Annotated in this window: 15 protein-coding genes; 11 read left to right on the forward strand and 4 right to left on the reverse strand. The window is 46.0% G+C overall.

All coding sequences use genetic code 11. From position 1 onward, the window contains the following. Positions 1-210 precede the first annotated feature (210 nt). The 7 genes from hemE to AB4Z50_RS18270 all read left to right on the forward strand — a co-directional run bounded on the left by hemE (position 211) and on the right by AB4Z50_RS18270 (position 7,516). On the forward strand, positions 211-1,281 hold the full coding sequence (gene hemE, locus AB4Z50_RS18240; protein WP_441881012.1) for a uroporphyrinogen decarboxylase: 1,071 nt from the start codon (positions 211-213) through the stop codon (positions 1,279-1,281). Beyond that, positions 1,274-2,227 carry a ferrochelatase gene (gene hemH / locus AB4Z50_RS18245; protein WP_441881013.1) on the forward strand — a complete coding sequence of 318 codons (954 nt, stop codon included), beginning with the start codon at positions 1,274-1,276 and terminating at the stop codon, positions 2,225-2,227. Before hemE ends, hemH begins: the two co-directional genes overlap by 8 nt. A 5-nt stretch (positions 2,228-2,232) precedes the next feature. Then, positions 2,233-3,699 (forward strand): protoporphyrinogen oxidase, encoded by a 1,467-nt coding sequence (hemG, locus tag AB4Z50_RS18250; protein WP_441881014.1) that lies wholly within the window; start codon positions 2,233-2,235, stop codon positions 3,697-3,699. A 100-nt stretch (positions 3,700-3,799) separates the two neighbouring features. After that, the gene (locus tag AB4Z50_RS18255; RefSeq protein WP_441881015.1) at positions 3,800-5,092 is read left to right on the forward strand and encodes a CapA family protein; all 1,293 of its coding nucleotides are present in this window, start codon (positions 3,800-3,802) and stop codon (positions 5,090-5,092) included. A gap of 24 nt (positions 5,093-5,116) precedes the next feature. After that, positions 5,117-5,878 (forward strand): glycerophosphodiester phosphodiesterase, encoded by a 762-nt coding sequence (locus AB4Z50_RS18260; protein WP_441881016.1) that lies wholly within the window; start codon positions 5,117-5,119, stop codon positions 5,876-5,878. 79 nt (positions 5,879-5,957) lie between these two features. Next, positions 5,958-6,818, forward strand: coding sequence for a DUF92 domain-containing protein (locus AB4Z50_RS18265; protein WP_441881017.1), 861 nt, complete (start codon positions 5,958-5,960; stop codon positions 6,816-6,818). A 203-nt stretch (positions 6,819-7,021) separates the two neighbouring features. After that, positions 7,022-7,516 (forward strand): DinB family protein, encoded by a 495-nt coding sequence (locus AB4Z50_RS18270; RefSeq protein WP_441881018.1) that lies wholly within the window; start codon positions 7,022-7,024, stop codon positions 7,514-7,516. 74 nt (positions 7,517-7,590) lie between these two features. On the opposite strand, the gene AB4Z50_RS18275 is transcribed toward AB4Z50_RS18270, so the two are convergent. Next, complete coding sequence (locus AB4Z50_RS18275) at positions 7,591-8,319, reverse strand: SDR family oxidoreductase (RefSeq protein WP_441881019.1); 729 nt, start codon at positions 8,317-8,319, stop codon at positions 7,591-7,593. Between the two features lie 188 nt (positions 8,320-8,507). Here AB4Z50_RS18275 and AB4Z50_RS18280 point away from each other — a divergent pair, with 188 nt between their 5' ends. Next, positions 8,508-8,855, forward strand: coding sequence for a winged helix-turn-helix transcriptional regulator (locus AB4Z50_RS18280; protein WP_430058049.1), 348 nt, complete (start codon positions 8,508-8,510; stop codon positions 8,853-8,855). A 73-nt stretch (positions 8,856-8,928) separates the two neighbouring features. On the opposite strand, the gene pepF is transcribed toward AB4Z50_RS18280, so the two are convergent. From pepF to AB4Z50_RS18295, 3 genes are all read right to left on the reverse strand, one after another. Continuing rightward, entirely contained in the window at positions 8,929-10,719 is a 1,791-nt protein-coding gene (pepF, locus tag AB4Z50_RS18285; protein WP_076267058.1) for an oligoendopeptidase F, read from the reverse strand. Positions 10,720-10,913: 194 nt separating this feature from the next. Next, the gene (locus AB4Z50_RS18290; protein ID WP_076266818.1) at positions 10,914-11,096 is read right to left on the reverse strand and encodes a hypothetical protein; all 183 of its coding nucleotides are present in this window, start codon (positions 11,094-11,096) and stop codon (positions 10,914-10,916) included. A gap of 132 nt (positions 11,097-11,228) precedes the next feature. Beyond that, positions 11,229-11,462, reverse strand: a complete 234-nt coding sequence (locus tag AB4Z50_RS18295) for a hypothetical protein (protein ID WP_076266819.1) — start codon at positions 11,460-11,462, stop codon at positions 11,229-11,231. Between the two features lie 56 nt (positions 11,463-11,518). Between AB4Z50_RS18295 and AB4Z50_RS18300 the strand changes: the two genes are divergently transcribed. The 3 genes from AB4Z50_RS18300 to AB4Z50_RS18310 all read left to right on the forward strand — a co-directional run bounded on the left by AB4Z50_RS18300 (position 11,519) and on the right by AB4Z50_RS18310 (position 13,605). Beyond that, positions 11,519-12,310 (forward strand): class I SAM-dependent methyltransferase, encoded by a 792-nt coding sequence (locus tag AB4Z50_RS18300; RefSeq protein ID WP_441881020.1) that lies wholly within the window; start codon positions 11,519-11,521, stop codon positions 12,308-12,310. Positions 12,311-12,393: 83 nt separating this feature from the next. Next, positions 12,394-12,591: a cold shock domain-containing protein gene (locus AB4Z50_RS18305; RefSeq protein ID WP_054024152.1), complete on the forward strand. Its 198-nt coding sequence runs from the start codon at positions 12,394-12,396 to the stop codon at positions 12,589-12,591. 294 nt (positions 12,592-12,885) lie between these two features. After that, positions 12,886-13,605, forward strand: a complete 720-nt coding sequence (locus tag AB4Z50_RS18310) for a YebC/PmpR family DNA-binding transcriptional regulator (protein WP_441881021.1) — start codon at positions 12,886-12,888, stop codon at positions 13,603-13,605. Positions 13,606-13,617: the final 12 nt, after the last annotated feature.

Below are 13,617 nucleotides of genomic sequence, written 5' to 3' on the forward strand. Positions count from 1 at the left end.
AATCACGAATAAATAAAAGCGCGAGTGCGATTTGGTGTTGATTTCCAAGTCTCTTGTGCTTTTTTTATTTGAACATTCATACATCCTTCATGCAACCTGCTGCTGATTGTCATACTATTGTCATAGGAAGTGGAGTGTCGGCGGTTGTTAGGTTTGCGGAAAAAGGGCATAATGGAAGCATAGGAAAATACATAGAAATGGGGAACGGGAATGTCTTATAACGACCGTTTCATACGGGCTTGCCGGAAGGAACAAGTAGATCAATTACCTGTATGGTACATGCGACAAGCGGGACGATATGATCCTGAGTATCGCAAAATAAAAGAGAAGTATTCTTTGCTTGAAATATGCAAACAGCCGGAGCTTGCGGCTGAAGTAACGATGATGCCGGTTCGTAAGCTGGGCGTCGATGCAGCTATTTTGTATTCTGATATTATGAATCCAGTAGCATCTATCGGAATTGATTTTGATATCGTAGCTAATATTGGGCCCGTAATTGCGAACCCGATTCGTTCGGCTGCTGATGTTGAGCGCTTGAAGCCGATTGATGTGGAAGGCGATCTAGGCCATGTCATCGAGACGATTCGGATACTAGACCGTGAGCTGGAAGTGCCGTTAATTACGTTCGCTGGTGCGCCATTCACCATTGCCAGCTATTTAATTGAAGGAAGACCATCCAAAAACTATTTGCGTACGAAAGAAATGATGTACAGCGAGCCGGAGCTATGGCATGAATTGATGCGTAAGCTTGGCGACATGGTCATCACTTATTTGCGCGCGCATATCGCGGCAGGCGGTAAAGCCTTTCAATTGTTCGACAGCTGGGTAGGCGCTTTGACGCCAGCGGATTTCCGGAAATTCGTCTTGCCGACGATTGAACGTATTTTTGCAGAATTGTCAGACTTGCCGCAGCCGAAAATTTACTTCCCAGGCGTAAGCTCAGGAGAGCTGCTTCCGGAACTATTAAATGTCAAAACAGATGTCATCGGTCTCGACTGGCGGGTTTCGATTGCAGAAGGCCGTCGGAGACTGGATCATGGCTTTGCCGTGCAAGGCAATCTAGATCCTACAATTCTGACTGCGCCAATTAGCGTGATTGAGTCGTATGCGAAAGAGATCATTGATAGCGGAATAGAGGAGCCAGGATTTATTTTCAACCTTGGTCATGGTTTGTTCCCTGAAGCATCACTTGAGAAGCTGGCTCAGTTAACTGCATTCGTACAATCGTATTCTAAAAAGGCAATCGCTGCACGCAGCCATAAGGAGACTAGTCATGTCTGAGCATAAAGCGAAACAAATAGGCGTACTTGTAATGTCCTACGGAACGCCGGAATCGATGGATGATGTTGAAACGTATTACACGCATATTCGCCGCGGCAATGCACCAACGCCTGAGCTGCTTGCTGAGCTTAAGGGTCGTTATGAAGCGATTGTTGGCGGGGTTTTCCCACTGCGTGAAAATACGAACGGTCAGGTTGCCGGCTTGCAGGACAAACTAGAGCAGCTGGCTCCTAACAAATTCACATGCTACCAGGGCTTGAAGCACGCAAAACCGTATATTGAAGACGGTGTTGAGCAAATGGCGAAGGACGGCATCACACAAGCGGTAGGAATCGTACTTGCGCCACATTTTTCAACGATGAGTGTGGGCAGTTATATTAAGCGTGCGGAAGAAAAGGCGAAAGAGCTAGGTATCGCGATGACTTTCGTAAAGCAATACCATATGCATCCAAAATTGCTTGAGGCGCTTACGGATCGCGTTGTAGCTGGATTAGAACGCTTGGATGCTGCTACAGATGGTGAAGAGCGTGTGAAGGTGCTTTTTAGCGCGCATAGCTTGCCTGAAAAAATTCGTGAGCTTGGTGATCCTTATGAGCAGCAGCTGCTTGAAACTTCTGCAGCGGTTGCGAAGGCAGCTAATGTGAAGGATTGGCAGTTTACTTGGCAAAGCGCAGGACGGACAAGAGATCCTTGGCTAGGCCCTGATATTTTGGAAACATTGCCAGTGCTCGCAGAAGAGGGCGTAAAAGTGGTACTTGTTGCACCCGTTGGTTTCGTATCAGATCATTTGGAAGTGCTGTACGATCTTGATATTGAAGCCCAAGCTGCTGCGAAAGAGCTGAATATGACTTTGGATAGAATTGCGATGCTGAATCGTGATCCTTTATATATGGAAACATTGGCAGAATCGGTCATCGAGGCTTTGGACAGCCAAGGGAAGGAATGAATGAGATGCGGAGAATCGGAAAACCTGATCGAATTGTCATTATTGGCGGAGGGATCAGCGGACTGAGCTCCGCTTTTTATTTGCAGCGGGAAGCGGAGCGGCAAGGCAGGGAGCTGGAGATAACCATCGTAGATGGGGCTCCTGCCTTAGGCGGAAAAATTAATACGCTGCAGCGTGACGGGTTCGTCATTGAGAAAGGGCCGGATTCTTTTTTGGCGCGCAAGCTTGCCATCATTGATTTGGCGGAGGAGCTTGGCATAGCGGACGAGCTTACGACAACGAATCCAGGAGCGAAAAAAACATATATTTTGCATCAAAGAAAGCTGTTTCCGATGCCAGCGGGACTCGTGCTTGGGGTTCCGACTGAAATTGGGCCGTTCGTGAAAACAGGCTTATTGTCATGGGGCGGCAAGCTGCGGGCGCTGATGGATTTGGTGCTGCCTGTTCGCAAGGAGCAAAGCGATGAGTCGCTTGGCGGTTTTTTGGAACGGCGAGTGGGCAATCAAGTGATGCGGCGCATCGCGGAGCCGCTGCTTGCAGGTATTTATGCAGGTGATTTGAAAAAGCTAAGTCTGCAAGCTACGTTTCCGCAGTTTGCCGCGTCAGAGCGCAAGCATGGCAGCCTGATTCGCGGCATGCAGCATAACCGTAAAGTGAGTGCTGCTGCAGGAGCGCTTCCAGCCGTCGCAAAGGGTGGAACTTTTTTGACGTTCAAGGGTGGTTTGTCTTCGCTAGTTAACGCACTAGATAAAGCTTTGAGCAAAGTGCAGCGACGACTCAGTACAAAGGTTGTGGAAATTAAACGATGTGCGGATCTAGCATTAAGCAGCGATCAAGCTGTTTCGAATGCGTCAGAGGGAGCTCGTTATGAGGTTGTCCTTGATAGCGGCGAGACGCTGTGGGCGGATCAAATCGTGATGACGGCACCTGCATATAACGCGGCAGAGCTGCTTGCGCCTTTGACAGAAGTTAATGAGCTGCGCGCTATTAATTATGTATCGGTAGCGAACGTCGTACTGGCATTTGATAAAGCGACGTTTGGGCTCGATTTTGACGGATCGGGATTTGTAGTGCCTCGCTCAGAAGGATTGCAAATTACTGCTTGCACATGGACATCAAATAAATGGCTGCATTCGAGTCCGAATGACAAGGTGCTGCTACGCTGCTATGTCGGACGGTCGGGTGATGAAGAAAGCGTTAGGCTTCCGGATGCTGAGCTTATTAAGGCTGTGCGGCGAGATATTGAAGAAACAATGGGCATAAAAGCAGAGCCTTTGTTTGTTGAAATTACGAGGTTGCCGCGCTCCATGCCGCAATATCCGGTGGGTCATGTTGAGAATATGAAACAGCTGCGAGAACGCTTCGAAAAGGAGCTGCCAGGAGTTTGGATTACAGGTGCAGCGTTCGATGGAGTAGGTCTTCCGGACTGCATAAGACAGGGCAAGGAAGCTGCTCAAGAACTATTAAAGTAAGCTCGTAATAATAGTTCTCCCCGCGAAGGTGGATCATTGCTATAATGGAAGAGTCTAGCTATTCATAGACTTTGATTCTATTAAAGAGGAGCCATCTTCCATGCACATATCACGTTCTGAAACGCATCAGCAGGATAGGTCTAAACGTAAAAAGAGGCTTCGAAGACTCATTTTCGTTAATTTGTCGCTGCTAGGCATCATTATAATCGTATTAGGTGCCTGGCTTGCGGCTGAAAATTCAGATAAGCTAAAAGGTTTGTCAAGCTTCGCAGGTGATTGGAATAAAGGACAAAATCAAACGGTTAACACAGGTGATAAAGGGTCAGAAAACGAGCTGGATTTAACAGAAGACGTCGATTTGTCTGGAAATGACACAGAATCCAATCTACCGAATGAAGAGGAAGATACTTCTGCTATAACGGATCCTAACGGAGCCGGCAGCGAGGAAGAGAGAGTCAGCCTTTCCTTTGTAGGGGATTTACTCGTTGCTGATTATGTGAGCGCCATCACTGCCCGTGAAGGCTATGAGTATCTCTATCAACCTGCCATGCTGTACTTAAGCGAGCCGGATCTGACGGCTGGCAATTTGGAATTTCCAGTAACGAAGCGTGGTACTCCGGTAACAGGAACGCCTTATGTGTTTAAAGGTTCGCCTGATGTTCTTCCATCGATACGCAATGCAGGCTTTGATGTTTTGAGCTTAGCCAATAACCATGCGCTTGACCAAGGCGTTGAGGGTATGCTCGACACGATGAAATATTTGGATGAAGCAGGCCTATCGCATATGGGGGCGGGCAATAATGATACCGAGGCTTTTACTCCTGTTATCAAAGAGGTTCGGGGCATTAAGGTAGCTTACATCGGACTGAGTAAAGTGGTTCCGTTTTCTTCATGGAAAGCGGATAAAAATACAGCAGGATTAGCTGAAACCTATGATACTCGGCGTGCGACGGAAGCGATTGCGAAAGCAAAGAAAGAAGCAGATATCGTTGTCGTGATGGTGCACTGGGGCAAGGAACGAGTGGATCAGCCCGAGCCGTATCAAAAGGATTTTGGCAAACAATATATCGATGCGGGAGCAGATCTGGTGATCGGAAGCCACCCGCATGTGCTGCAAGGCTTCGAAATGTATAAAGGCAAATGGATTGCATACAGTTTAGGAAACTTTATTTTTAGCTCATATCCCAAGGAGACAGCGGGCGAGACCGGTGTTCTTGACGCTTTATGCACTAAAAACGGGGATTGTGAGATGACGTTTCATCCGATGTTTACAGTTAATGCGCAGCCTACTCCATTAGAGGGAGAAAAAGCAAAAGCGTTACTCGATCGGCTAACATCGGTCTCCTTTGGCGTAAAGCTGAATGAGGATGGACGCATTGCACCTGAACAATGAGCCGAGTGAGAGGATGATCGTTTAATGAAAAATCCGTGCGTAGCGCACCGAGGCTGGTCTAGCCGCGCGCCGGAAAATACGATGGCAGCTATACGGTTGGCGCTCGCTGATCCACTAATTGAATGGATTGAAATTGATGTTCATCTTTCAAAGGATCATGTACCGATGGTTATTCATGATTACACGCTGCGTAGAACGACAGATGGAAAAGGCGATGTGAAAAAAAAGACGGCTGACGAGCTTGCAGCACTGGATGCGGGCAATTGGTTTTCACAAAAGTATCAAGGCGAGCATATTCCGACCCTTGCTCAGGTGCTTAAAGAATCAGTCGGACACTGCAAGCTTAACATCGAGCTGAAGACGGACGGCATCCGTTATCCGTTGATCGAGCAGAAGGTGCTTGAATGTATACAGGCATATCAAGCGGAAAGTGAAGTAGTCATCACGTCCTTTCATGAAGGTACATTATACCGAATGAAGCGCCTATGCAGCCAAATTCGTACCGGTATTATTATTGACGGCTGGCGGAATTCGCTGCCTAAAGAGCTAAAAGAGCTTGGAGCAGATTTTTTGTCGATCAGCTATTCCAAGCTAAACAAGGAACGAGTCGAACTATTGAAAAATGCAGGCATTCAAATTATGGCCTGGACGATCAATGAGAAACGTGCGATCCGTAAAATTGCTGCACTTGATCCGGAATTATTAATATGTACAAATTACCCGGAACGCTGGCATGAGCTGCGGGCTGAAAGCATGGAATTAGAAGTAGTAAATAGAAAAAAATGATTAAAAATAATAAATAGAGTGCAAGGAATAAGATAGCAAGCATGTATGGGTTGTGTATAAGCAGGAGGTTGCTCGCTAGATGGTAGGATGGATAGATGAATGGTGGTTGCGAATGATTATCGGCTTAGTGGGCAGTTGCTTTATTGCAGCAGCAGCCTATCATGTGAAATCATTGTCCGCTTCAGGCGCGTGCTCGGCGATCATAATGGGAACCGGCTTCGTAACACTAGGTGAACCGGTCTGGTTTGGGTTATTGATCGGTTTTTTTGTTTCATCAAGTGTATGGTCGAAGTGGAAGAGAAAACATAGAGCGAAGGAAGCTGCCGAAGCCAAATATGCGAAGACTGGCCGCCGTGATGCAGGGCAAGTATGGGCAAATGGCGGCGTAGGACTCCTATTATGCGCCGCTCATGCAATCTGGCCTGATGAGGGGTGGCTGTTCGCTTACATAGGCGTGATGGCTGCTGTAAACGCGGATACATGGGCCACGGAGATCGGGGCCTTAAGTAAGACGGCGCCGCGATCGGTGACGAGCGGCAAGCCGGTCACGCCTGGAACGAGCGGCGGTGTCACGCCGCTCGGCAGCGCAGCAGCGCTCGCAGGCGCCGTGTTCATCGGCGCCGTTGCCGCGCTGCTGCTTGCGGCCCCGCAGCCAGCAGAGGCTGCTGCGGGTACGCTTGGCGGCTCGGCGGCGGTATATATCGCCGCCGCAGCCGCCGCTGGCCTGGCCGGGGCGTTCGCCGACTCTTTGCTCGGCGCAACCGGCCAGGCCATGTATCGCTGCCGGGTATGCGGCAGCGAGATCGAGCGCGCCGCGCATTGCGGCAGTGCGGCGGAGCAAGTGCGCGGCTTCGCCTGGCTGAACAACGACAGAGTGAACCTTATGTCGTCGTTATTCGCAGGCGTGCTAGCATGGGGGATCGGTCAAGTTTTTCTGTGACCGATGCGAGTAGTTATTGTGAAAAGACTGATCAGGATGAAGAAATTCTCCTGATCAGTCTTTTTTTCAATCTACACGATGATCAACCCTATCAATAACCACAAAAAAAGGTAATCTATGTTATTGTTATCCTATATCTATCTCGTTAAAATTTACATAAATATGTAAATGAAAAGACTTCCAATACACAAGGAGGGACTCTTATGAACGATAGTTTTAATCGAGAGTGGTTAACCAATAAATTTGAAGAAATCAGAAAAAGAATGCTGAAGGCGATCGAACAGCTTGATGATGACCAGTTGAATTGGCAGCCTGATCCATCAAGTCACAGCATATCGATGTTGATCAATCACATAGATGGCAATATTGAAGAGAGAATCGTAAAAGGTATTTTACGTGTAGATATTAAGAGAAGCCGTGACGATGAGTTCAAAGCTGAATATGTAAAGAAGGCAGCCTTGCAAACGATCATTCAGGATAGGCTGCAGCTGGTCATCGATACGATTCAGACGATTTCGGATGAAGCGTTGGGACAAACCCAAACAGTGAGGAACCGGGAAAGAACGAACTTGGATATGCTGCATCAATGTGCTGCCCATTATTCTGAACATATGGGACAACTATTCTATATTGCAAAACTATGTTTGAAAGAGGAATACACATCCACATCAGTGGTTCGCCCAAAGTCATACGAATAGATTTCAGAACCAAAAGATTCCTTGCCATTGCTAAGGAATCTTTTGGTGTTATCCGAGCTCTACAAAATACCTGCTTAACGCAAAATATATCCGCCATCAGGGAAAAGGGTGCTTCCAGTTGTATACGCATTAGTCATTAAATAAATCGTAGTATGGGCTGCATCGTCTGCTTGACCGATTTTGCCTAACAGATTGATTTTTGCATAGGCATCATAAGACTGGTCTCTGACTTCCTGTTCTGCACCTTCCCAGTTGAAATTCGTATGGATGGTGCCGGGAGATATAACGTTGACACGTATGGGAGCAAGTTCAACCGCCAGCGCTTTGCCAAGACTTTCGATAGCCCCGTTGCAGGCAGCATAGGAAGCGCCGCCCTCAAGCGGCCGTTGGCCAAAAGCACCGGACATGAGCACGATTGAGCCATTCGAGTTAATAAATGGAGCAGCGTATTTCACCGCATTGTACTGCGGCCAAAATTTTGAATTAAAGCAGCTGTGTGCAACCTCAGCACTTGATGTAATTGGACCTCGAACGTAGGAGGCACCCGGTGTAAATAAATGGTCGAAATGACCGATCTGCTCGAAAAAAGACTGAAGCGCCAGTTCATTCTTGTTATCTAATGCATAGGCTTCAACATGCTCATGACCTAAGTACTGCCGTGCAGCATCCAACCTTTCTTTGGACCGGCCGGCAATGACAACTTGAGCCCCTTGCTCTATTGCTTGTTTTGCAGTCGCTAAGCCAATTCCTGAGCTTCCTCCGATAATGACGATCCGTTTATTTTTTAATGAAAAATTAGACATGATCATATTCTCCTTTTGCAGTCAAATCACTTCTAATGTTTATTATTCATGACAAAAACAAGACTGCCAAGTACGCACTTTGTTCGTACTTAGTACGAAAAATCGTACTAATCATAAAAAAATATAATGACTGGAACAAACGTGCACATGCAAATAACATGCGATATGATGATAGTGGAGGTGATACGATGATTACGGATTTGAAGGAACCGAGGCTAAAAGGTGTACTTACCACCCTTCATATGATTGGCGGGAAATGGAAGCCGCTTATATTGTTTATTTTATTAATTGACGGGACCAAACGATTTGGTGAACTAAGACGGCTTATTCCTGAAGTCTCGCAAGGCACGCTGGCGAAGCAGCTTCGAGAGCTCGAAGAGGATGAGCTCATTACCCGTGTTATCTATCAAGAAGTGCCTCCGAAGGTGGAGTACAGCATTTCTGAACACGGGAGAACACTGACCTCGGTGCTGGACAGCATGTGCGGCTGGGGTAGGGAACATTTGGCTTATGTTAATACGAAGGAAATGAAATAATCAATCCAGCTCCTCAAAAATAAACAGCAAAAAGACCGTCAAGCAGGCTTGACGGTCTCTTTGCGTATTTCGGTTATTTCGTCAATTGCTCCATTTGACCAATAAGCTCTTCAAAGACGCTCATTGCTTGCTCAATTGGCTCAGGTGAAGACATATCCACGCCGGCTTTTTTCAAGATATTAATCGAGAAGTCTTTGCCGCCGCTTTTGAGGAAGCCAAGATAACGCTCAACCGCAGGCTCGCCTTCCTCCAAAATTTGCTTGGAGAAGCTGGTTGCAGCTGAGAAGCCCGTTGCGTATTTGTACACATAGAAGCTGTTATAGAAATGGGGGATACGAGCCCATTCCATTTCAATGTCTTTATCTACGACCATGCCTGAGCCGTAGTACTGAACGTTAAGATCATAATAGATTTTGCTAAGGTCTTGCGGCGTTAACGAATCGCCTTGCTCCGTGCGCTCATGGATGATTTTCTCGAACTCTGCAAACATCGTTTGACGGAATACGGTTGTGCGGAACTGATCCGCATAATAAGTGAGCAAATACATTTTTTCTTTTGGATCAGTTGATTTGTTAAGGAGATAATCCATCAACAAAGCTTCGTTTAATGTTGAAGCAACCTCAGCAAGGAAAATCGTATATTGTGCGTCGCGGTAGTTCTGATTTGTATCCGAATAATGGGAATGCAGAGCATGACCCATTTCGTGCGTCAATGTGAACATGCTGTTCAAGTTGTCATTATGATTGAGCAATACATACGGATGCGTGCCGAAAGCGCCCCAGCTATAAGCACCGCTGCGTTTGCCTTCATTCTCGTACACATCAATCCAGCCATTGTCGAAGCCCTCTTGCAGCACCTTCAAATAATCTTCGCCCAGTGGCTTCAAGCTTTCTTTTACTGTTTTTTTGGCTTCCTCATACGTAATGTCCATTTTGAATTCGTCAACGAGCGGTGCGAACAAGTCGTACATATGCAGCTCATCCAAACCGAGCAGCTTTTTGCGAAGCTCCATATAACGATGCATCAACGGCAGGTGCTTATGAATGGTGTTGATGAGGTTTGTATATACTTCCTGCGGAATGTTGTCACCATAAAGGGACATATCCAGCACGGAGTCATATTTGCGAGCTTTTGCATAAAAGCTGTTTTTTGTAACGTTAGCCGTCAATGTTGTAGCAAGTGTATTTTTTAACTTGCCGTATGTTTCGTACACTGCTTTAAATGCCTCGCGGCGTACGTCTTGGTTTTTGCTCTCAAGGAACTGTATGTAACTGCCGTGTGTCAGCTCAACCAATTCGCCTTTTTCGTTTTTCACTTTTGGGAATTTGAGGTCTGCATTGTTCAGCATGCTGAAGATTGTGCCGGGAGCGGAGCTCATATTGCCTACTTGTGCAAGCAGCGCTTCCTCGTCTTTGGATAAAATATGAGCTTTCTGGCGACGCATTTCTTCGAGCGTATGGCGGAATTTGGCAACGGATTCGTTCGTTATCAATTGCTCCAGCTGCTCATCGGATAGACTGAGAACTTCAGGTGTGATGAATGATAATGCTTCGCCGGATTCCACACTTAGTTTTTTGGATTTCTCGGATAGAGCCTGATAAGTAGGTTCAGCCGTATCCTCATGATGCTTCATATTTGCATATACATAAAGCCGTTCAACATGCAGTGACAATTCGTCTTCAAGCTCGAAGCAAGCTTTAAGCTGCGCGACGTCGGCTAATTTGCCTTGGTATTCGGATATTTTTTTGATTAATCCTTTTGCTTCTGCATATTCCTTGTCCCATGCCGCTTGGCTTGCAAAAATATCCTCTAGCTTCCAGCGGGTCTCAGGTGCCGATTCTGAACGTTTAGGTACGTGATTCATCGAATTCCTCCTTGGTATGGATAAGGTTGGTAAAGCATGCTCTGCATGTGCCGCGGTCTCATTTGTAGCGGTAGCACCTGGCACGAGGCTTAAAACAAGCAGCAGGGGAAGCCATTTCATCCAGTTATCACCTCAGGACACAGTTTGTTTCTACTATGTCCGTACGGGATAACGAATATTCAGCTGCCTGCCGGCTAAGCTGTACCCATTGTGAAAAAAGCATATACGATCAGAAAAAACGCAAATGCAATAAATCCAATGGATACAAGTGCAAGACCTCTGCGTATGCCAGGAGGCAAGGTATCTCGTTTCATGATAACGATGGCTCCTAGCGCGAAGGCTGCAATAATGAAAATAACTGAAGCGGTAGCATCCATTTGAAGGTAAGTCCTCCTGATTGTAAGCTGGCCTCAAAAGGCAGCATTCTAATTTTACCTATGCACAAATGCGTAACGATATGTTCGCCGCGCTGTGTGAAATATCCTGCTGATTGGTTAGAAATAGACTGCTTATACTTCCTTTAGCGCACTCATAATGGATGCTAGTTCATCTTCGCGTCCAACAAAGTCGGCTGCGCGAAACCGATTCTGTGCCCAGTGAAGCATCTCAGGGCGGCTAATAAAAGTATGTGTGTCCTCGCCCCATTGATCAGAAATTTCCCGAACAATAAGTGTTTTGCCTTGAACTTCAACCGTCAACATATTGTATTTGTCGGTCTTGTAAATTTCGTGTTTCTTAAACATGCGTAAATTCCACCCTTATAGTAGTTAATTATGGTATTCTTATCATCATAGCCATTATGGCGGCGGTAATCAATACGACGCTGCAAGAAGAAGCTATAGCTGTAACGAGAAAAGTTGAGATGAGACGAGCAGAGGAGAGTGCAAGAATGAGTAAACAGGGCTATGAGCAAATGGGAGTCGCTATGACTTGCAGAAGCTACGAAGAGTATTTAAGGATGTTTGATTTACAGCAGGAGGATCTTGCTAAAGGGGAAATTCTTGATGTTGCAGCCGGGGGTTCGTCATTTACTGCAGAAGTAAATGAGAGAGGTTTTTCAGCAACTGCTGTTGATCCGCGCTACGGGGCAGGAATTGAGCAATGGATCTCTGAGGCAGCTGAGGAAATCGAAACATCAACGGCGAAGATTGCAAAAATTCAGGTGCATTTTGACTGGAGCTATTACGGGTCGGTTGAGAATCATCGAGCTGGACGCGAAGCATCCATTGAACGATTTAAAGCCGATGTATTAAGAAACGAGAATAAACAAATCTATATAGATGGCAAGCTTCCAGAGCTGCCCTTCAAGGAGAATCGCTTTTCACTCATTTTGTGCAGCCATTTTATGTTTTTGTATGCGAATCAATTTGGTCATGAATTTCATTCGCAGGCTGTTCTGGAACTGATGCGTATTTGTAAGCCAGGCGGTCAAATTCGAATTTATCCGCTTATATCGCTTAACTGGGAACCTTATTCGGAACTAGATAACCTGATTGCGATGATAGCTGCTAACGGAGGGCGCACAGAGCTTGGAGAATCCAACCTTCCGTTTATCCCTGGATCTAGTCAATATTTGAAAATTTTACTTTAATTGCTTTTTTGAAATGGGATAGCTATAATAATTTTACTCGCACGTTCAAATAAAACGGCGGTCATATTTAGGAGGTTGTTCAATTGAAAGGAACAGTTAAATGGTTTAATGCAGAGAAAGGCTACGGCTTTATCCAAACAGAGGGCGGAGAAGACGTATTCGTGCATTTCTCAGCGATTCAAAGCGATGGCTTCAAATCTTTAGATGAAGGGCAAGCGGTTGAATTCGACATTACTGAAGGTAACCGCGGTGCTCAAGCGGCCAACGTCATTAAACTATAGGAAAATGTGCGAATGGAGAGGGCTCCCTGGAAGCGGGGAGCCCTTTTTTAATATGAACATATTACCATTATTAGTATTTTTAAATTTTATTGTCAGCCTTTTATAAATAATCAAAGCATTTTTTATATATTTTGAAGCTGGGCTATTAAACCATCATTAGGATACGAATTTCTAAGCCATAATCAGATCAATAGATAACGTGAAATAACCGCCGTTTGCGCTTGCTTTCATTGACCAAGACCTATTTGCAATGATAAACTGTTGCTTGGAAACTTTGTCAGGGGAGCGAGCATAATGAAATTTAAATTGTTCAAAGACCGTAAAGGAAAGGCCGATCAGGCTAAAAATAACAAGTTCGTCAAGCTTGGACGTGAAATTTATGTACAAGCCCGCAGAGGCGGACCAAACCCAGATTCGAACTTTGGTTTGAAAACAGCGATTGCCAACGCAAGAGCGGAGCAAATGCCAAACGATAATATCGAGCGTGCGATCAAGAAAGCAGCTGGTGCAGGCGATGGCGTCGAGTACGATGATATTATGTATGAGGGTTATGGCCCAGGCGGCGTAGCTATTATGGTTAAATGCTTGACGGATAATCGGAATCGTACGGCAGCTGACGTTCGTTCTGCGTTTAATAAACGTGGCGGCAATATGGGTGAGAGCGGCTGTGTAGGTTATATGTTCGACCATAAAGGATTGCTTGTTGTCGATCGTGAAGCCCATGAGACAGATGAGGATACGATGATGATGGTTTCGCTTGAAGCCGGAGCTGAGGACGTTATTGTCAATGACGACAGCTTTGAGATTTTGACACATCCGCATGAGTTCGAGCAGGTGAAAAATGCGCTTGAGAAGGAAGGCTACTCCTTCGTAAATGCTGGCGTGCGCTGGCTTCCGCAAACGATTGTTAAAGTCGATGGCGAAAATGCGGAGAAGCTGCTTAAGATGATGGATGCTTTTGAAGATAACGACGATGTGCAGGATGTATACTCCAATTTTGAAATTGTAGAATAGTATCTGCTTAAG

Source organism: Paenibacillus sp. 2TAB26 (genome assembly GCF_052115145.1).
Lineage (GTDB): Bacteria > Bacillota > Bacilli > Paenibacillales > Paenibacillaceae > Pristimantibacillus.

Coding starts and splice junctions, on each gene's coding strand:
- AB4Z50_RS18265 (WP_441881017.1), top strand. CDS start 5,958: ATGGTAGGATGGATAGATGAATGGTGGTTGCGAATGATTATCGGCTTA.
- AB4Z50_RS18310 (WP_441881021.1), top strand. CDS start 12,886: ATGAAATTTAAATTGTTCAAAGACCGTAAAGGAAAGGCCGATCAGGCT.
- AB4Z50_RS18300 (WP_441881020.1), top strand. CDS start 11,519: ATGGCGGCGGTAATCAATACGACGCTGCAAGAAGAAGCTATAGCTGTA.
- hemE (WP_441881012.1), top strand. CDS start 211: ATGTCTTATAACGACCGTTTCATACGGGCTTGCCGGAAGGAACAAGTA.
- AB4Z50_RS18255 (WP_441881015.1), top strand. CDS start 3,800: ATGCACATATCACGTTCTGAAACGCATCAGCAGGATAGGTCTAAACGT.
- AB4Z50_RS18295 (WP_076266819.1), bottom strand. CDS start 11,462: ATGTTTAAGAAACACGAAATTTACAAGACCGACAAATACAATATGTTG.
- AB4Z50_RS18270 (WP_441881018.1), top strand. CDS start 7,022: ATGAACGATAGTTTTAATCGAGAGTGGTTAACCAATAAATTTGAAGAA.
- AB4Z50_RS18275 (WP_441881019.1), bottom strand. CDS start 8,319: ATGTCTAATTTTTCATTAAAAAATAAACGGATCGTCATTATCGGAGGA.
- pepF (WP_076267058.1), bottom strand. CDS start 10,719: ATGAATCACGTACCTAAACGTTCAGAATCGGCACCTGAGACCCGCTGG.
- hemH (WP_441881013.1), top strand. CDS start 1,274: ATGTCTGAGCATAAAGCGAAACAAATAGGCGTACTTGTAATGTCCTAC.
- hemG (WP_441881014.1), top strand. CDS start 2,233: ATGCGGAGAATCGGAAAACCTGATCGAATTGTCATTATTGGCGGAGGG.
- AB4Z50_RS18290 (WP_076266818.1), bottom strand. CDS start 11,096: ATGGATGCTACCGCTTCAGTTATTTTCATTATTGCAGCCTTCGCGCTA.
- AB4Z50_RS18280 (WP_430058049.1), top strand. CDS start 8,508: ATGATTACGGATTTGAAGGAACCGAGGCTAAAAGGTGTACTTACCACC.
- AB4Z50_RS18260 (WP_441881016.1), top strand. CDS start 5,117: ATGAAAAATCCGTGCGTAGCGCACCGAGGCTGGTCTAGCCGCGCGCCG.